Here is a 20,654-nt window from a genome sequence, read left to right on the forward strand (position 1 = left end):
TTTGAGCAACCTACGGCTAGCTTCCTAGTTTGCTTTTTGATTTTCATTGAGTATTATATAAAATCACCCCTCTAGTGTTCATAAACTAGAGGGGGAATTTGTATCATACTATCGTTTAACGCACTTCTGCATTGACTTTTTCTTCGAGAGACGCTTGGATTTTTTCCATATAGCGTGCGACTTCTTCGTCCGTTAAGCTGTCTTCCGGATTTTGGAAGGTCAAGCTATAAGCCATTGACTTCATACCGAGTCCCAATTTTTCGCCTGAGAAGACGTCAAAGAGTTTGATATCTGTCAAACGTTTCACACCGGCAGCTTGGATAGCATCTACAACTTCTTGGTGAGTCACTTCCGCCTTGAGAAGGAGGGCAACGTCACGGCTGACTGCTGGGAATTTGGTGATTTCCACAAATGGAGCAGCAGGTTGAAGCGCAGCTTCAATGGCTGAAAGGTTGAGCTCAGCCACATACGTTTCTGGAATATCGTAAGCCTTAGCAGTGACTGGATGCACTTGGCCAAGGAAACCAAGAACTTGGTCACCGAGTGAAATCATAGCTGTACGACCTGGGTGAAGGCTAGCGATTTCAGATGTTGCTGTATAAGTCACTGCAAGTCCCAAGCGAGTAAAGAGCGCTTCTAGGATTCCCTTAGCATAGAAGAAATCAACTGGAACTGCTGCTGTTTGGAAATCTTTTTCAGCAACCAAGCCTGTCAAGGCAAAGGCAAAGCTGTTGATTTCATTTGGAAGTTCTTCTTTTGGATTACCTGTTTGTTCAAAGACTTTTCCAATCTCGTAAAGGGCCAAGTTTTTGTTCTTACGAGCCACGTTGTAGGCAACGGTATCAAGGATACCAGAAATCATATTTTGACGGAGGACTGAACGATCCACGGTCATGGGCCACATGAGTTCAGTAAGGTTACTTGGTTGAGCTGTGAACTCAACTGCTTTTTCAGGAGTTGTTAGAGCATAGGTGATGATTTCTGTCAAACCTGCCCCTTCAGCAATAGTACGAACTTGACGGCGGAGTTTTTGTGTGGCTGTCAATTCACCAGCTGTACCATCATCTTTTGGAAGGCTGGTTGGCAAGTGGTCATAACCATAGATACGAGCGATTTCTTCAAAGAGGTCCGCTTCGATGGTGATATCCCAACGACGACGTGGGACGCTGACTGTAAAGCTGTCTGCATTTCCAGAAAGACCAAAGCCAAGACGACAGAAGACATCTTCTACATCAGTGTATGAAAGCTCCGTACCAAGGACACGGTTGACGTCTGCAAGGGTAGAAGAAACTTCCACATCAGAAGTATCAAGCTCACCTGCTGAAACGATGCCCTTACGAACCGTCGCACCAGCAAGTTCTGCAATTATACTAGCCGCCGCATCAAGGGCTTCGTTAATAGTTGCTACATTGATACCTTTTTCAAAGCGAGAAGATGACTCAGAACGAAGGTTGAGGCGACCGCTAGTCTTGCGGATTGATTTTCCGTTGAAGACTGCAGCTTCAAGGACGACACGACTAGACTTTTCAGAGATTTCTGTTGCTTGACCACCCATAACACCTGCAAGAGCTACTGGCTTGTCTGCGACAGTGATAACTAAGTCATTCATGTCCAAGTCACGTTCTTCACCATCTAAAATCACCAATTTTTCACCAGCACGCGCTTCACGTACACGGATGTCACTCCCTTCAAAGGTATCCAAGTCAAAGGCGTGCATTGGTTGACCAAAGTAGAGCAGGATGTAGTTGGTCACGTCCACTACGTTATTGATTGGACGGATTCCTTCGTTCATGAGAAGGTTTTGCAACCATTGTGGACTTGGTGCGATGGTCACATTGTCCAAGATACGAGCTGCATAGTAAGGCGCCTTGTCTGTCTCAATGTCCACAGAAAGAGCATCTGCTGCAGCTTGGTCAGTTTCTGAAAGAGTAAATTCTTTAAAGTTGACTGCCTTGTCATAGATAGCTGCCACTTCGTGAGCCACTCCACGCATAGAAAGGGCATCTGCACGGTTTGGTGTGATAGACAGTTCGATGATTTCATCATCCAAGTCTAGGTATGAGAAGACTTCCTCACCTGGAACGGCATTTTCTGGCAAAATTTGGATGCCATCTGCGAATTCCTTAGGCACAACTGAGTCAGAAATTCCCAATTCGCCAAGCGAACAGATCATTCCAAGTGACTCTAAACCACGGATTTTTCCTTTTTTGATTTTGTAGTTGTCAGCGATGCGAGCTCCTGGAAGAGCCACCATAACCTTGATACCAGCACGCACATTTGGGGCACCACAGACGATTTGACGGGCTTCTTCTTCGCCAACGTTAACCTGACAAACATGAAGGTGAGTTTCTGGCACATCTTCGCAGGACAAGACCTCACCGACGACAATTTTTGAGAGACCAGCAGCCGGTGATTCGACACCTTCTACCTCGATCCCTGTGGTTGACATTTTTTCAGCCAACTCCTGTGATGGCACATCAATGTCCACCAATTCTTTTAACCATTTATAAGATACAAGCATAATTTAGTTCTCCAGAATGACCATTGCCACACTGGTTCTTTTCCTTTCCTATCATTTCAATAGAAGAATCCTCTTCTTACCTTAATTTCTTTCGCAGTAACCAATCCGTATCTACTTTTTGACCAACCATAAAATGATGTTGGCTAAATTTTTCAAAACCATATCGATTATAAAACGCTTGAGCTTTTGTATTATGCTCCCAAACACCTAACCAAGCCCAAGAAAAACTATTTTTTGTAGCAAGTTCAAGAGCAAATTCAAACAGTTGCTTACCGAATCCAAATCCTTGGAATTTTTGTAGCACATAGAGGCGTTGAATTTCAAAAGCGTCCTCTAATTCTCTCTCAGTTTGAGCACTTCCCCAGTTGACTTTGAGAAAACCAGCTATCTCCTCTTCATGCATAATGAAATAGGTTTCGGAGTCAGGATTTTCCAACTCAGTTGATAAAACTCTCAGACTATAAGCCTCTTCAAAGTATTCCTGTAACTGCTCTTCCGTATTATCATGAGCAAATGTTTCACGAAAGGTTTGTTTGGCAATTTTAGCCAACACCTCAACATCTACCATTTCTACTTTTCTAATCATTATTTAAACTGCTCTGAGAAGCGGACATCTCCTTGGTAGAATCCACGGATATCGTTGATTCCGTAACGGAGCATGGCTACACGCTCTTGTCCAAGACCAAAGGCAAATCCAGAGTAAACAGTCGCATCGATACCACTCATTTCAAGGACACGTGGGTGAACCATACCGGCCCCCATAATTTCGATCCAACCTGTTTTCTTACATACGTTACAGCCTTCTCCACCACACTTGAAGCAAGAAACATCCACCTCAACAGATGGCTCTGTGAATGGGAAGTAAGATGGACGCAGACGGATTTGACGCTCTTCACCGAACATTTTTTGCACAATCAACTGAAGGGTTCCTTGAAGGTCAGCCATAGAGATATTTTTCCCAACTACCAAGCCTTCGATTTGGTGGAATTGGTGACTGTGGGTCGCATCGTCCGTATCGCGACGGAACACACGCCCTGGTGAGATCATTTTCAAAGGACCTTTAGAGAAATCATGGGCATCCATAGCACGCGCTTGAACTGGAGACGTGTGAGTACGGAGTAAGATTTCTTCTGTGATATAGAATGTGTCCTGCATATCACGGGCTGGGTGGTCTTTGGGAAGGTTCATACGTTCAAAGTTATAGTAGTCTTGCTCCACTTCAAAACCATCCACGACTTGGTAACCCATCCCAATGAAGATATCTTCGATTTCTTCACTAGTTTGTGTCAAAACGTGACGGTGACCAGTCGCAACTGGATGACCTGGAAGGGTCACATCGATACTCTCGCTTGCTAATTGAGCTGCAACTTTCTTTTCTTCCAAGAGCTTAGCAGTTTCTTCAAAAGCTGCTGTCAAGACATCACGAGCTTCATTGACGTGTTTCCCAATGATTGGACGCATCTCAGCAGAAACATCTTTCATCCCTTTGAGGATTTCAGTGAGCGAACCCTTTTTACCAAGGACAGAGACACGCAAATCTTGCATCTCTTTTTCATTTTCAGCAGTAATCTGCTTCAAGCTAGCCAGCGTTTCTTCACGAAGCGCTTTTAATTGTTCTTCAATAGTTGACATAATTCCTCCATCAGTCGCTCGTAGATAAAAAGAAAACCACATGCCAAAAACTCCACTCGGAGCGTTGACACGCGGTACCATCCGTTTTCATCTGACAAGTCAGACCTTCATTTCTAAATCCATGCGCAAGTGAATTCACCCAGCTTTCATATAGAGAGCTTGCAGTCACGGCTCTCCTCCCTGATATACTTCCCTTGGGCTACTAGTCTTTCAGATTCCTATTCAATTACTACTTAGTTTATCAGATTTTTACCATTCTTGCAAGACCTATCTTACTTCTGCTTGTTAGCTTATTCTTATCTAACTTTATAGCGGATTGAAATAAGATGAAAACAAATCGATTGGGAAAGTAAAATTAATTTCTATAAACGTTTTAGCAATTGTTTCGTACTATTTTAGATTCAGTCTACTATATATAACCAATCTATCCTAAGTTAACTATTTATAATCGGCTCTCTGTAACAAAATTAAATTAATTAATCCCCCTATAAAATAAAGAGGTTTAGAATTTGATGTCTTCCAAACCTCTTTATTTCATATTTAATGAGATGCTGCCTTAACCGTGATAATATCTAATCATCAATAAACAAACTATTTGAATAAGGATTCTCCATTTGATTCAATCACTCCTTTATACCAAGTAAAGGACATTTTCTTATATCGATTGAATGTACCACTTCCATCATCGTTTCGATCAACATAAATGAGACCGTACCTCTTAGAAAGCTGTGCAGTGGACATAGAAACGCAGTCAATACATCCCCAAGACGTATAGCCCATAATTTCCACACCATCTTGTAGAGCTTCAGCTACTTGCAATAAATGTTCTTTCATATACTGAATTCTATAATCATCTTGGACTGTTAAGTTATTAAATTCATCTTTTATTAGTTGATCTTTAGCACCTAATCCGTTTTCTACTATAAATAATGGGATTTGATAACGGTCATAATATCTATTTAAAATTATACGTAGTCCAATTGGATCAATTTGCCATCCCCACTCAGAAGACTCTAAATAAGGATTTACTAAACCACCAATAATATTCCCTTGTCCTGAATTATACTGTGTTGGAAGAGCAGATTGAGTCACACTCATGTAATAGCTAAAGGATAAAAAATCTACGGTATAATTTTTTAATAACTCTGCATCTTCAGCTGCAAACTCTATGTTAATGTCATGTTCCTTAAAATATCTTTTTGCATAATTCGGATAATAACCTCTAACATGCACATCTGAAAATAGATAATTTAGATTCTCATACTCATGAGTCGCCCATACATCTTTTGGATTTGGAGTCATTGGATAAGCTGGCATAGCTAATACCATACATCCCACCTTAAACTCTGAATGAATCTCTCGAGCAATTTTTGTAACCAAACTCGAAGCGACTAACTCATGATGTATAGCTTGATATAATTCTTGTTTCGAAAGATTCTCCTTAGGTATATCTATTCCTCCACTAGTAAACGGTAATTCCAAAACAGAGTTTACTTCGTTAAATGTAAGCCAATATTTAACTTTATCTTTATACCTTTCTAAAACTGTTCGAGCAAATTTTTCATAAAAATGAATCATTCTCCTATCAATCCATCCATGATATTTTCTTGCTAAATATAATGGAGTCTCATAGTGTGAAAGAGTTACAAGTGGTTCTATCTCGTGAGCATGTAGTTCATCAAACAATTCATCATAATATTTCAAACCAGCTTCGTTAGGTTCTTCCTCATCTCCTTTTGGAAAAATTCTACTCCATGCAATAGAAGTGCGAAAAACATTAAAGCCCATTTCAGAAAACAAGGATATATCTTCCTTATATTTATGATAAAAATCAATACCTAATAATTTTAAGTTATCTTCTGTAGGATTTTCTGTTGCTTCTCCTAATCCACCTTTGGGTAACACATCCTGAACTGATAATCCCTTACCATCTTCATTATATGCTCCCTCTACTTGATTAGCTGCAACAGCTCCACCCCAAAGAAAATCATCTGGAAAAATGGTCATAACTTTCCTCCATTATAATATTACCAGTAATTCCTTAGAATGCTCGATTGTCTGATTATTAGGTAATACTAATACATCTAGAAAATCGTTGGTATTCGTTACAATTACTGGTGTAACTGTTTCGTAGCCTTTACTCTTGATTAAATTTAAGTCCATTTCAAAAATCAACTGATTTTTGAAAACTCTGTCTCCTTCTTCTACATGACTAATAAAACCTTGACCTTTTAGCTCAACAGTATCTAATCCAATATGAATTAGTAACTCAACACCCTCATCACTCTTCAATCCAATTGCGTGCTTAGTCAGAAAAATATTTGTAATTTTCCCATCAAATGGTGCATAAACCTTACCCTCACTTGGGATAATCGCTACTCCGTCTCCAATTAGTTTATCTGAAAATGTTTTATCCTGGACATCGCTTAACGGAATGATTTCTCCTGATATAGGAGAAAATATCATTTTTTTATTTGAAACTCCAACTTCAACTTCTAAATTGCTAGAACTCCCTTCTTCATCGATTCCAAATATATAAGCTAATACAAAGGTAATAACAACCGAAATGACTGCCACAATTAAAGCATTTACAATATTTGATGGCACATCAGAATAAATAAATTGAGGCAACGCTATCAAAGCTGGGACAGCAAATAGATATGCTTTAACACTAGTAAGACCTGCAAATAATCCCGCTAATCCACCACCAATCATAGCTGCATAAAGCGGTTTTTTATATTTTAAAGTCACACCATATAATGCAGGTTCGGTAATCCCTGCAAGTAAGGCTGAGAAACCTGCTGCAAAAGCAATTTGTTTTGTATTATTATTTTTACTCTTTAATGCAACAGCCATCGAAGCAGCCCCTTGAGCTAAGTTTGACCCTAACATTGCTGGAAGAATTAATACGTCTGGAGTAGCAATAGATGCCGCCAAAAAAATAGGTGCAAAAGCCCAATGCATTCCAGTCATAACAATAAATGGCATAATAGCGCCAAGAATAGCTAATGTAAGCCATCCAGCTACACCATACATTTGCCCAACTAGATTTGATAATCCTTCACCAACAATTACTCCAATAGGTCCGACTACAACTAAGGCAATACAGCTTGATACTAATAATACTAGCGTAGGTTGCAAAAAACTCTTAGTAACAGCTGGTGTTAATTTAGCAATCATTTTTTCAATATATTTCATCAACCAAACCATAATAAGAATTGGAACGACTGACGAACCATAACTAGCTGGTGTCACAGGTACACCAAATAAACTAAGAGGATTCCCTGATTGCACCATTTGAACAAAATTTGGATGGAGAAGTACACCTGCTACAGACATAGCTAATGTAGATGTTACTTTTAATTTTTGTGATGCAGAATAAGCTAATAACAGCGGTAAGAAATAATATGGAGCATCCCCAAAAAATGTCAAAAAAGCAATAGTCTGAGAATCTGATTGCAATATACCAAGCATTGGTAAAATAATTACCAAGACTTTCAGCATACCTCCCCCTAACATTGCTGGAATGATTGGAGTCATGGAACCAGCGATATATTCAATGATTCTTTCTAAAATATTCCCTTTGTGCCCTTGATCAACTGAATCTGTTTCAAAATTGCCAAGTTTAATGAATTCTTTATAATAATTGGCTACATCATTACCAAGTATAATTTGATATTGCCCATTCTTTTTCATAATACCTATTACACCTGGTATCTTCTTCACATCATCATCATTGACTAAATTTTCATCTTTTAATTCTAATCTTAAACGTGTTACACAATGGGTAACTCTATTGACATTTTTTTCGCCTCCAATTACATCGAGGATTTTTTGTACTGTATCTTTATAACTCATGGTATTCTCCTATTCTATTAATCTAAATTTTTTGTTAAACGACGAATATGAGCCATCAAATAAACTAATTCACTAGAAGTCAGCAAATAATTGTACTCAGTTTGTATAAACATTGCCACCTGTTCACCACATTCATATTCTCTAGGATATTTATTTTTCATTAATGCTAACAAGTCTTCATCATCATCGTCACAATAAGTTGTATTTTCAACCAAGCGATGGGCAAATAATTTTATATGAGTTATGAATCTATAATAATCAATAGAATCTTGGTTAAACTCAGTACAATAGAAATCTTGAATGATTTTCTCAATTCCCATAATTATTTCAGTGATTTTATACGACTCTTGAAAATTATTTTCTAAATTAGCATTAACAAAATGTAGCGCTATGAATGCAGCTTCGTCAATTGGAAGTTCAATACCTAACTCTTTTTTTATTATTTGTAAAGCCCTTTTCCCAAGCTCAAATTCTTCTTTATAATATTTCGAGATTTCCCAGCGTAGGGGATTCGAAATAATAATCCCTTCTTTATAACGTTCTATGCTCGAAGAAATATGATCCGTTAAATTAATATAGATAATTTCATCAAAATTATTACCCAATGTTATTTTACCTAGGTTAATTATTTTTTCGGTAATGTACACCAACTCCAAAGGAACGTTAATAAACATCTCTGTAAAACGGGTCATATTATCTCTATTTTTGAGAAAAAAACTTTTCTCAATATCAATTGGATTTACTTTATCTCCAATTTTTCTTCCAAAAGCTATTCCCCTTCCAAAAAGAAGAATATCGATATCTTTTTTACTTTGCGCAATTACGGCATTGTGGTTTAGTATTCGTTTTATGATCATAAAATTTCCCTTTTAAAATAAAAGGAACCTACTTAAAAACATCAAGAAACTTCTTCTGATGTGATTAAATAGGTTCCTGCTCACTTGTATTAGTGATAACATCCTTTTATTTCAATTTTTAATGGTGACATGAAGCTTAAATAATTAATAACTCTGTAACCGTTTTTATTTTATGATATTTCAATCTATTTGTCAAGTACTTGTAGAAATTTTTTTATTTTGTGTGATTCGAATGTGAAAATGTCAACAGCCTCACTAAAGAAATGAAAATCATACATAGAAATTTTTAAAAGTTTTCTCTATCGTAAACCTGCCACTAGTTCAGAAGCTATACTAGCTGATTCCAAACGTAATATGGTCATTTCATCTACCTTCCCTAATAATGGCATTGCCCCATACCAAACAATGGTCTTGTTTACCAAAAGAATAGGCGTGACTATTTTTGATTGAGTAAAAGACACTTTAATTTTCTGGCTCTTCAACTGGTCTAGCCATGCTTTATTTGCAACCGTCTCTGGTATACATATCTCAATTTGACTAATCCTAAATTCTTTTAGAAAATTCATCAGTTTTGTCTGGTGCACATAAGGTAAAATAAGCATACACTCCTGTCTTTCCCCTGCTAATACTCAATGAAAATCAAAGAGCAAACTAGGAAGCTAGCCGCAAGCTGTACTTGAGTACGGTAAGGCGACGCTGACGTGGTTTGAATTTGATTTTCGAAGAGTATAAGTCCTCTCTCAGCACATTCTCATATCTACTATCAACATAAACGAATTGTTTCTCCTCACCCTCGATGACACGATAATCCATCTTTCGATAAGCTACTTGTCGTTTCTGAAACATCTTTTCTAAATAAGGAACATGAATATCCACATAATCGAAAATCCGCACCAAAGACTTATCCTTGTAGTTTCTATGAATCCGACCTGCATACTGAATTAAATTATTTTTCCAAGAAAAGGGTGCTGCCAATATAAGCGTGTCTAGCTGAGGCAAGTCAAAACCTTCGCCAATGTATTTTCCAGTAGACAATAAAACAAACCCTTTATCTAACTGTTCTAACGTCTCCATTAAACTTGTTCTATCTCGGACTTTGGTTTTTCCGCTAATAATATAACAGTCATCAACCTCTTTCTCTTTCAATAACTTTTCAAAGACATCTATCTGTTGAATTCGATTGACTAGAACCAAGATATTCCGCCCTTCTGCCACTTGGTCTAGAATATCCTTGATAATCAACTGATTCCTCACTGAGTCAGTAGCAATCCAATCACTAAGCTGTATAAAATTACTTGCTTTGGTCTTTTCAATCTCCAAATGACCAAAAGAAGTGAATCTTAATTGCAATTGCCGTTTAAAATCCGTTTCCCTCTTATCAGCAGTATGGAGTATCTCACCAATTCTCTGAAAAACAATAGGCTCATGACCATTCTTACGCTCAGGCGTAGCCGTCAAACCGTAAAGATACTTCCCTCTAAACTGAGCAACAACTTTTTCAAACATCAAGGCAGAGACATGATGACACTCATCCACAATCATCATCTCATACTCATCCAAAAGACTTTGACTATTTTCCAACTTAAATAGAGATTGGATCATAACGACATCAACCAGTCCACTCAACCATTTCTTAGTCCCACCGTACTGCCCGACATAGCCTATTACCCTTTCACGACCTGATGGCGTATAACGGGTAGCTTCTTCCTCTTCGAAAGTCAAAAAACACTTTAGGCGATCCAGCCACTGGTCTAAGAGTTGCCTATTATGAACTAGGATAATTGTTTTTGTTTTCCGTTCAGAGATAAGAGCAGCACCTAAAACGGTCTTTCCAAAACCGGTCTCCGCATGAAGTAAACCATTTTCTTTAGAAGTCATATCTGACAGGGCTAACTCTTGCTCAAAAGTGAGTTCTCCCTTAAATTCCACTCTAATAGACCTTTGTACCTTTCTCCTATCTTCCACAGATCCCTGCTCATACTCAATGAAAATCAAAGAGCAAACTAGGAAGCTAGCCGTAGGCAGTACTTGAGTACGGCAAGGCGAAGCTGACGTGGTTTGAAGAGATTTTCGAAGAGTATTAAATTTATCTTGCAATGGATACAGCAAACCTCTTGGCAGCCATAAATAATGATCGGATTCTCCAAATAAATACATTCGCTCAGGAATTTGATAGGTTGGCTGTCGCATAGCCTGCTTTAAATAAAATTCGGGATTAGAAAATGAAGCCATATTTTTCAAGAAAAACAGTGTCTTGGGTGTCACAGACGATTTTTCAAGTTGGATCATATTGGATAAGACGACCTTCAACTCCTTATCCAATTCTTCCTTACCTAACTCCTCTTGGATTAACAGTGCCACTTTAGCAGTTGAAACCCTCTGAATTTCTTGTAGATACCTCCATTGGTCTTCATAAGGCTGAAACTGTTCATCCACAAAGACCGTTCGCCCTTGATGATAAGCTTCTCCTTGAAAAGGAAGGGCAATCAAATTACCAAATCCACCTTTAGGAAGAACATCCTGATTTGGAAACATGCGATCAAAAGAATCAAAGGACAGTTGCATACTTTCCTGCATTGCCAGTTCTAACAGTTTCTTTCCAAACAAGCGAGCCTCTCGACTCGGAATCGCTTCCTCAAAGAAGAACCAAATATGGAGTCCGTGACCCGAACGAGAAATCTCTAAATGGGCTTCCATCTGGCGTTCCCTGGCTATTCTTCGAATGGTTAAACCAGCTTCTTTCCAATCTCCTTCATCCAAATCAAGTACCAAAAAATAACAGCTATCATCTAAGTGCATAGGAAAGATACCGATAGCTGTCTCCCCACGAAAATGAGATTTCAAAACGGAATCCGTCAATGTCTGGAAACTCCGTTTTTCAGGTGACAACTGCTTCCAACCATAATCATAGGATGGAAAATACTGAATTTTCCCTTGATCATTGATAAAACTCTTAGCATAAACATCAAAACGGCCAGCAAACACGGAGGTAAACAATTGTAATTTTTCTTGCGTCGTCAAGTGACTACTTTGAAGTTGGAACATCTCCTCGAACCGAGAGCGTTCCATAACAAACTGACTCTTGTCTTTAAGACGTTTACACAAGAAAAACTCACTATCCCCATTAAAAGAAGAAAAGACATCAAGTACTTCTACCACAATTCCATCCAAAGACACAAAAACAGCCATAACAATCACCTCCTTGATTCCTATAGGCTGATTATAACAAGAATAGCTGAAATTGTACACGAAAATAAAATCCTAATAGTACTCATTTTGTATGTGGCTAATATTCCGTCTCGCTCCGGAATGTACGAGGTAAATAGAGTTTAAACGAGCAGTCTATAAAATTCAAAAAACGCATATTATCAAGTGACCTAAAACTTTGATGATATACGTTTTCTTGTGAGAATATTTGCTTCATTTTTTCCTAAAATTCAATGTTTACTCAGTATTAGGATTATGAAAAATCGAGGTCTAAATCTAGATACATTTTTTCTGAAGACAAATCATTTTGACCACCGAGCAAGAGATTTTCAAAAAAAGCTGTTAAAAACTCAGGACGTCGCTGTAAAATCTTTGCATTATCTAATACCAAGGCATCACGAAAATACTTGGCATGTTGCTGAAATGGTGTATTATCAATATCAAAACCAAACTCACGAAGATACTGAATCAAAAAGACCGTTACTGTCCGAGTGTTTCCTTCGCGAAATGGATGAATCTGCCAGATTCCTGAAATAAAATGCTGGATTTGTTTAACCACATCCGCCTGAGTTAGTGTCGCATATGCAACTTGTTTTTCCTGATTAAAATCATAATCCAAGGTCATTTGAATCATGGAGTAATCAGAGTACACAACACTTTCACCATTCAAAACAGGTTCATTCTTTGTGATATTGGTCTGACGAAATTGCCCCACCGGAATAGAGGGTTCAAATATATCTTGAAACAACTCCTTATGAATAGCAAGTAAGGTCGCAGGACTAAAGCTAAAGCCTCTTCGAGACAATAGTTCTACAATACGTAGAGAAACCAAGTCTGCCTCTTCCGTACTTGCATCAATAGTATGGTGATAAGCCGTTGCATCCTCATAAACCTGCTCGTAAGTCAGTTCACCCCGGGACTGTTTCTCAGCCAAAGATTCCATATACGCTGATGGCACTAGATTGTCAACTTTCTGCAGACCAAAACCTATCCGCCATAAGTCACGCTTAGCTTCATAAGACAAGTTTGGGTTGTCAATGTTGTAAGTTGGTTGCATAGAAATATCCTTTCAATTGTTTTTCTGTGTCATCGGTAAATGGTGAAATTGGGGTGAACTATAAAAAACATTCATAATAAGTTCTATGAAGAAGTAATAAAAGAGTTATACTCAACATCCCATGCACTCATTTGTAATGCCTTTTGGATGAATGGTTTGATTAAATGAATAATTCTAGCTTGCATACTTATCAAACTCATAGGATACACCACTCTGAACTCGTTGGTTTGTTCAAATCCCCCAACACCTGAGAAGAAACTGCAATGTTGTACTTCTCAGAGCGGTTCGAACTTAGAGGGGTTGTTGTGTAGTGAGCTGGTTTTTAATCAAAGCTATAAAATTTTAGTATTTTAATTTTAACTGACTAAATTATTATTCTCTATAAATTCTATAAATTTTTCAGGGGGATATTTAAAAGATTCAATTCCATAAAAATCTTCTAAAGCCCTAAAATTTTCAACTTTATAAGGTGACTTACCACTTATTTTTGCCTGATGTTGTCTAATTTCATTTAAATGTCTTTTACCTTTTTGTGATTTAACTACAGTAACTGTCACTATTTTTTTATAATCAGTTTTTTGCAATCCATAAAAATTTTCTAGTAGGAACAAACTCGATAATATTTTAGCTCTAACGTTAGCATATGGAATATTTTTTGAATTCTTAAACTCTATTAAATATAATTTACTATCAGCATCTACAGGAAGAAGAGGCAGAATTGTATCTACAGATTGCCATTTATCAAAGCTATGTTTTTTAAAAATAATTTCTGAAATCTTATCAAAATTATAACAAGTATATTTAGAGTTTACCAAATTATAGTTAGAATCAGAATCATATGAGCAGGTTTTAATATCGCTACGACATTCAGAAAATCTAATATTAAAATCATGTAATATAGAGAAAATTATTTTACTCACCATCAAAATCCTCCGCTAGCTCCTCAAGGCGATTTAAAGGAACATACATTTGCTCATAAATCTTATCAATCGAGTCAGTAACATCTTCAATAGAACTATTAGCAAGATAATACTTAACAGAATCATTTGTATCATTTTTTTTGCTAAATATATCAATCGCTTCAACTAAATAAGGACTATGGGAATTGATTAAGATATGTAATCCAAATTCTTTCTGAAGTAATACTATAATTTCAGCAAATTTCAATTGCCATTCTGGATGTAAATGGACTTCTGGTTCATCTAAAATGAGTGTCCCATTTTCTCTAATCACACCATTTTCTAAAAGAGATTTAATTAAATAGAACGTTTTCATACCTGAAGAATAATTGATTATATTAAGTTTTTTTTCATCTTCCTCATCTTCTGAACTATTAACAATATCAGTCTTCAATATATGATTTATTTCATTAAACACCAAATTTAATCTGTCAGTTATCTTAGCTCGTAATGTGTAAGTGTTGTTTCTTTCATCTCTAAGCTGCTCCATTAAATGAGCATTATGATCCAATTTTAAATCAATTTTATTTAAAAATTCATTTAAAAATTTAGTTGAAAATTTATTTAAAAATTTAGTTGAAAATAAATTTTCAACTATTGCAGCAGCATCATCTATGTATACTACATCTGTTTTAAAATTTATCAATTTATCTGCAGTAGCTCTATTTTTGTTAACTTCAACATTTATTTGTTCATCTTTTATTCTTAAAGAAATTAGTCCTGTCAATGGGTCGTATATATTATTTATTTGATTATGAAATTCATCAGTTAAATGAGCAGTTAAAATTTGGTTAAAGATAGATTGGTCTGACTGAGATAAAATTTCTTTTATATTTTCAGATAAAACATTTAGGTCCAAATCCTTAATATTTAATACAAAGTATTTTGAATTTCGTTTATTGAATTCATTAATTGATTCAATGATACTCTTCTTAAGGGATTCATTATTATGTTCACTATAATTTTTATCAAGAAATATCAATAAATTTTTTGAAATGATTTTTGTCAATTCTGTATAAAGGAAACTCGGAACGATTCTTCTAGCAATCCCTATTTCAGAATTATTTTTACGATTCATTTCGATATCAGAGAGATAGTCTTCTAAAAAATCATTAATTGCTTTAGTTCGATCGTTAGAAATTTTTTTTATAACATCATAATTGGCACTAAATATTGAAAATAAAGAACGACTTATTGTACTTTTTCCAGTGCCATTTTGACCTGCAATAACTGAAATTCCATTTATTTCAATTTCTGCATTCTTTACATTACCTATATTTTCTATTGTTAGTTTCATATATATTCTCCTTTCACCATGGAGGCAGTACTATCAGTTTAACACAAACTACATAAAAAAGCAGGTGTGAGGTGTAAATCATCTTCCAAGTATATCTCACTTCACACTACTTCACCAACTTCTTCATATCATCAATACGTGCAACTGTCGCGTCGTATTTGGCTTGGTAGTCGGCTTGTTTGTCGCGTTCTTTTTGGACGACTTCTGGTTTAGCATTGGCGACGAAGCGTTCGTTAGAGAGTTTCTTGCCCACCATATCTAGTTCTTTTTGCCATTTAGCCAGTTCCTTGTCGAGACGAGTCAGTTCTTCTTCGACATTGAGGAGGTCTGCCAGTGGCAAGTAGATTTCTGCTCCTGTGATGACGCTTGACATTGCGAGTTCAGGTGCAGGGATGTTTGATGCAATTTCCAAGTGTTCTGGATTTGTGAAACGTTTGATGTAGTTGACATTGCTGTTAAAGAAGGCTTCCAAGTCACTATCGCTAGTCTTAACAAGGATTGTGATTGGCTTACTTGGTGCTACGTTTACTTCCGCACGCGCATTACGAACGGCACGGATCAAGTCTTTGAGACTTTCCACACCAGTGTGAGCCGCAAGGTCTTCAAAGGCTAGATTAACAGTTGGGTATGCAGCTGTCACGATAGAGCCTTCTGAGATTTGTCCAAAGATTTCCTCTGTCACGAATGGCATGATCGGGTGAAGGAGACGAAGAATCTTATCCAAAGTATAAAGGAGAACAGAACGCGTGATGACTTTCTCTTCTTCGTTGTCACTATAAAGGACTTCCTTGGTCAACTCAACATACCAGTCCGCAAACTCATCCCAGATGAAGTTGTAGAGGATGTGTCCAGCCACACCAAACTCAAACTTGTCAAAGTTGGCAGTTGCTTTTCCGATGGTTTCATTGAGGTTGTGGAGAATCCAGCGATCTGTGACATTTCCAGCTTCCTTGTTGGCAACTTTTTCCACATTGGCAGTTGCTTGCTCAAGGGTCAAGCCTTCATTGTTCATGAGGATGTAGCGAGAGATGTTCCAAATCTTGTTAATGAAGTTCCATGAAGCATCCATTTTCTCGTATGAGAAGCGCACGTCTTGACCTGGTGCAGAACCGTTTGAAAGGAACCAACGAAGGGCATCCGCACCGTATTTCTCAATGACATCCATTGGGTCAATCCCGTTACCGAGAGATTTAGACATCTTGCGTCCTTGCTCGTCACGAATAAGACCGTGGATCAACACGTTTTGGAATGGCTGACGGCCAGTGAATTCCAAAGATTGGAAGATCATACGAGACACCCAGAAGAAGATGATGTCGTAACCTGTAACCAAGGTTGAAGTTGGGAAGTATCGTTTGAAGTCTGCTGAGTCGACATCAGGCCAGCCCATGGTTGAGAATGGCCAAAGGGCAGAACTGAACCAAGTATCCAAAACGTCTTCGTCCTGAGTCCATCCGTCTCCTTCTGGAGCTTCTTCACCGACGTACATTTCACCCTCAGCATTGTACCAAGCAGGGATTTGGTGACCCCACCAGAGCTGACGTGAGATGACCCAGTCGTGGACATTTTCCATCCATTGGAGGAAGGTATCGTTGAAACGAGGTGGGTAGAATTCTACCTTATCATCTGTGTCTTGGTTGGCAATGGCATTTTTGGCCAATTGGTCCATCTTAACGAACCATTGCGTAGATAAGCGTGGCTCCACCACTACACCTGTACGCTCTGAGTGACCAACACTGTGGACACGTTTTTCGATTTTAACGAGGGCACCGATTTCTTCCAACTTAGCCACGACTGCCTTACGAGCTTCAAAACGGTCCATGCCTGCAAATTCGAAGGCAAGCTCATTCATAGTTCCGTCGTCGTTCATAACATTGACTTGTGGCAAGTTGTGTCGTTGACCAACCAAGAAGTCGTTTGGATCGTGGGCAGGCGTGATTTTAACAACACCAGTACCAAACTCGGGATCGGCATGTTCGTCTGCAACGATTGGGATTAGTTTATTAGCGATTGGAAGGATGACGTTTTTACCAATCAAGTCCTTGTAGCGTGGGTCTTCTGGATTGACCGCAACCGCAACGTCCCCAAACATGGTCTCAGGACGAGTGGTCGCAACTTCAAGGGCGCGAGATCCGTCTTCCAGCATGTAGTTCATGTGGTAGAAGGCACCTTCGACATCCTTGTGGATAACTTCAATATCAGAAAGGGCTGTGCGTGCAGCTGGGTCCCAGTTGATGATGAATTCACCACGATAGATCCACCCTTTCTTGTAAAGGTCCACAAAGACCTTACGAACAGCTTTTGACAAACCTTCGTCAAGAGTGAAACGCTCACGAGAGTAGTCTACAGAGAGCCCCATCTTACCCCATTGTTCCTTGATAGTAGTGGCATATTCGTCTTTCCATTCCCAGACTTTCGTCAAGAAAGACTCACGACCCAAGTCATAGCGGGAAATACCCTCGCCACGCAAGCGCTCCTCAACCTTAGCCTGAGTGGCAATCCCCGCGTGGTCCATCCCTGGAAGCCAAAGGGTATCAAAACCTTGCATGCGTTTTTGACGGATGATGATATCTTGCAAAGTCGTATCCCAAGCGTGACCAAGGTGAAGCTTCCCAGTTACATTTGGTGGTGGAATCACGATTGAATAAGGCTTAGCCTTTTGGTCTCCTGAAGGCTTGAAAACATCGGCATCAAGCCATTTTTGGTAACGACCAGCCTCAACCTCGGCTGGATTGTATTTAGGTGAAAGTTCTTTAGACATGTGTTTGTCCTTTCTAGTTAATATCTTTAAATAAAATTAGTATGTAGAAGATATGCCTTGATTCAGCACATCTGATTTTTTCAGTATCTTCTATTAGTAAAAAAGAAACTGTATAAAAATTTTACATTAACTTTCTCTCATTATCTTCAGAATATGTTTATCAAAGTCCGATATAATTTTTTGAGTTCGGTTAAATTTTTCATACTCTTGGATGGCTTTTGAGTCTGCTTGTTTCTTGGAAATGCTTCCTTTTCCTTCTAAGATTTCATATTCATTAAAGGATAGAAAGCGATCAATACTATCTGCCAATCCTCGCATTGTAAACGTATTACGGCGCTCAACTAAACCCTCGATATAATCAAAATAGGCTGTAACAGTTCGCTCTAGTTGTCGAATTTCTTTTTCTTGCAAATAATTTTTGGCTACCGTTACATCTGATTTGAGCACTCGTCCATCAGGTGCATGTTTCCAAGTAGTTAATCCCATTTTTTCTTTACTAGCATCAGCTTGCTGATAGATAATTTCTGCAGCCGTACTTCCAGTAATTGCATAATGAAATTTATTTTGCACCATAGCATAGAAGTTTTTAGTAATATCCGAGTTTCGATCATAATCTATGGCACATTCGGCAAAGATATCCGTAATTTGTTGATAGATTCGGCGCTCGCTAGAACGAATAGAGCGAATTCGTTCTAAAAGTTCACGGAAATAATCTTGTCCGAAAACTGTCTGTCCTTGTTTCAAGCGTTCATCATTCAAAACAAAACCTTTGATGATAAATTCTTTCAAGGTCTTGGTTGCCCAAATTCTAAATTGAGTAGCCTTGCTGGAATTTACGCGATAGCCAACTGAAATGATAGCATCCAGATTGTAATATTCAAGTTCACGTCGGACAGTTCTATTTCCCTCTTGTTGAACCTGTGCAAATTTTGCACAAGTTGACACCTTATCCAACTCACCACTATCATAAATGTTTTTTAAGTGCTTTGTAATGACACTTCGTTCAACTCCAAAGAGCTCTGCAAGACCTTTTTGAGTCAACCAAAGATTTTCATCTTGTAAAAGGATATCTAGCTGAACGTCGCCATTTGGTGTAGTATACAGGATGAAATTAGAAATTTCATTCAAGACAATTTCACCTCCCCCCTTCCATAAACAATTACTTCTCTTTCTTAAACTTTATGCCGTTTTCTTTCAGCTTTTTAACGGTTACGGGACCAATTCCCTTCAAAGCGAGAACTTCTTTTTCAGTCCATTTTTTGAAATCTGAAGACGTACGAATCCCATTTTCAACAAAGATGTGAACAAAATCCATCCGAATTCCCTTCATTTTTTCCTCGCTCATAAAGGAGTACCAGTCGTTTACCTTGGATAAACTTCTTATCATACTGGAATGATTCGAAAATACTGGTTTACGACGGAACTTCTTGGATTCGTTTGTTAAAAATTTCGTTAAAATAATATTTTCTAGTAAATAATCAAACAGAGGATACAAACTAGCTTGTAGCGATTCAACTGAATTTGAACAATAGCATTCTTGGTCTTCTATATCTATAACTTTGAATTGCCAATCTTCCTCTATAAAGAATTCAACAGCTTCATCATTTATTTCCACTAATTTTGCAAATAGCTGACTTGCTTCTTCAATTTTTCCTTGAGAAAAAGCAGAGATGATGGCATGAATAAGAATGGTATCATCCCGTTTCCCTTTATTCAATTCTTCACGATAGAAACGCTCAACCTTTAGCTCCTGACCGGTGATATGATACAAGGAAAGCATACAGAAGACAAAATTAGGAGGAAACCGTTCTGGTCGCTTACTCAAATATAGGTCAATCAATTCTATAGCCTTAGAATTGAAGTTCTCCATCATATAATACTCAATCAGAAACATCAGAGCAGACAGGATAGAGCGTGCTTCAAAATAATTCCAACTATTGTATCCATTCACTTTCCATTTTTCTAAAACTAGAATTTCAAAATCCAATACTTTTTTAAAAGTTGACAAATCAAAATCTTCAACTTCTGATAAGAATAAATGAAAATCAGCAGCAAAATAATCTGGATTTATTTTTAAAACTTGCTTTAACAATTTATTTCGCTTCTGTGTATTCGGAGTATGCATAGCTTCTCTAAATAAAGCATGATCCTGATTCCAATCAAAAGTCCTATTTTTCAGTTGGTAATTGATTAGCTGAACATCTGGATACTCTCCGTGTTCATCAGCATATTGCATCACTGCTGTATGTAGTTCATCGAAATTTTGAATGGTACGACGTTCTACAAAAGTTGGATTTTTGACCATGATTTCTGTCCAAGCAGCCTCTTCTTCAGAAATAACTTTGATATCCAACTTTTGCTGGCGTTTTAATTCTTTTTTTCTATTTTTCTTTTTAGGCATCTATTTTCCCCTTTAATTCATCCTGCAATAGATTCGACTCAACTGACTTAGATATCCTTCGGGACTCAGCTACAGGCTTGAACGGGAAATCTAAGCTTCTTTGTGAT

The 20,654-nt window shown here is 37.7% G+C and carries 14 protein-coding genes; all 14 read right to left on the bottom strand.

Features of this window, described 5'->3' with window-relative positions; translation table 11 throughout:
- Positions 1–115: 115 nt before the first annotated feature.
- Entirely contained in the window at positions 116–2,521 is a 2,406-nt protein-coding gene (gene pheT, locus HT693_RS08310; protein WP_172925101.1) for a phenylalanine--tRNA ligase subunit beta, read from the bottom strand.
- Between the two features lie 76 nt (positions 2,522–2,597).
- Positions 2,598–3,107, bottom strand: coding sequence for an N-acetyltransferase (locus tag HT693_RS08315; RefSeq protein WP_000619957.1), 510 nt, complete (start codon positions 3,105–3,107; stop codon positions 2,598–2,600).
- Positions 3,107–4,153 carry a phenylalanine--tRNA ligase subunit alpha gene (gene pheS / locus HT693_RS08320; protein ID WP_050265989.1) on the bottom strand — a complete coding sequence of 349 codons (1,047 nt, stop codon included), beginning with the start codon at positions 4,151–4,153 and terminating at the stop codon, positions 3,107–3,109. Before pheS ends, HT693_RS08315 begins: the two co-directional genes overlap by 1 nt.
- Before the next feature lie 591 nt (positions 4,154–4,744).
- Positions 4,745–6,160: a glycoside hydrolase family 1 protein gene (locus HT693_RS08325; RefSeq protein WP_000151847.1), complete on the bottom strand. Its 1,416-nt coding sequence runs from the start codon at positions 6,158–6,160 to the stop codon at positions 4,745–4,747.
- A gap of 12 nt (positions 6,161–6,172) precedes the next feature.
- Positions 6,173–8,011 carry a beta-glucoside-specific PTS transporter subunit IIABC gene (locus HT693_RS08330; RefSeq protein ID WP_054392952.1) on the bottom strand — a complete coding sequence of 613 codons (1,839 nt, stop codon included), beginning with the start codon at positions 8,009–8,011 and terminating at the stop codon, positions 6,173–6,175.
- A gap of 17 nt (positions 8,012–8,028) precedes the next feature.
- Entirely contained in the window at positions 8,029–8,868 is an 840-nt protein-coding gene (locus HT693_RS08335) for a PRD domain-containing protein (protein WP_000584530.1), read from the bottom strand.
- Positions 8,869–9,167: 299 nt separating this feature from the next.
- On the bottom strand, positions 9,168–9,470 hold the full coding sequence (locus HT693_RS12105; protein ID WP_240152727.1) for a hypothetical protein: 303 nt from the start codon (positions 9,468–9,470) through the stop codon (positions 9,168–9,170).
- Between the two features lie 49 nt (positions 9,471–9,519).
- Positions 9,520–12,057: a DEAD/DEAH box helicase family protein gene (locus HT693_RS12110; RefSeq protein WP_240152728.1), complete on the bottom strand. Its 2,538-nt coding sequence runs from the start codon at positions 12,055–12,057 to the stop codon at positions 9,520–9,522.
- A gap of 271 nt (positions 12,058–12,328) precedes the next feature.
- Positions 12,329–13,132, bottom strand: a complete 804-nt coding sequence (locus HT693_RS08355; RefSeq protein WP_023936623.1) for a Fic/DOC family protein — start codon at positions 13,130–13,132, stop codon at positions 12,329–12,331.
- A gap of 356 nt (positions 13,133–13,488) precedes the next feature.
- Positions 13,489–14,055 (bottom strand): hypothetical protein, encoded by a 567-nt coding sequence (locus tag HT693_RS08360; RefSeq protein WP_000253751.1) that lies wholly within the window; start codon positions 14,053–14,055, stop codon positions 13,489–13,491.
- Complete coding sequence (locus HT693_RS08365) at positions 14,045–15,388, bottom strand: AAA family ATPase (RefSeq protein ID WP_000778677.1); 1,344 nt, start codon at positions 15,386–15,388, stop codon at positions 14,045–14,047. Before HT693_RS08365 ends, HT693_RS08360 begins: the two co-directional genes overlap by 11 nt.
- Positions 15,389–15,494: 106 nt before the next feature.
- Positions 15,495–18,146, bottom strand: coding sequence for a valine--tRNA ligase (locus HT693_RS08370; RefSeq protein WP_166731068.1), 2,652 nt, complete (start codon positions 18,144–18,146; stop codon positions 15,495–15,497).
- A 126-nt stretch (positions 18,147–18,272) separates the two neighbouring features.
- Positions 18,273–19,274 (bottom strand): virulence RhuM family protein, encoded by a 1,002-nt coding sequence (locus HT693_RS08375; protein ID WP_001002884.1) that lies wholly within the window; start codon positions 19,272–19,274, stop codon positions 18,273–18,275.
- 31 nt (positions 19,275–19,305) lie between these two features.
- Positions 19,306–20,547: a hypothetical protein gene (locus HT693_RS08380; RefSeq protein ID WP_172922321.1), complete on the bottom strand. Its 1,242-nt coding sequence runs from the start codon at positions 20,545–20,547 to the stop codon at positions 19,306–19,308.
- Between the last annotated feature and the right edge of the window lie 107 nt (positions 20,548–20,654).

The organism is Streptococcus sp. 2154 (assembly GCF_013277255.1).
Taxonomy (GTDB): Bacteria; Bacillota; Bacilli; order Lactobacillales; family Streptococcaceae; genus Streptococcus; species Streptococcus pseudopneumoniae.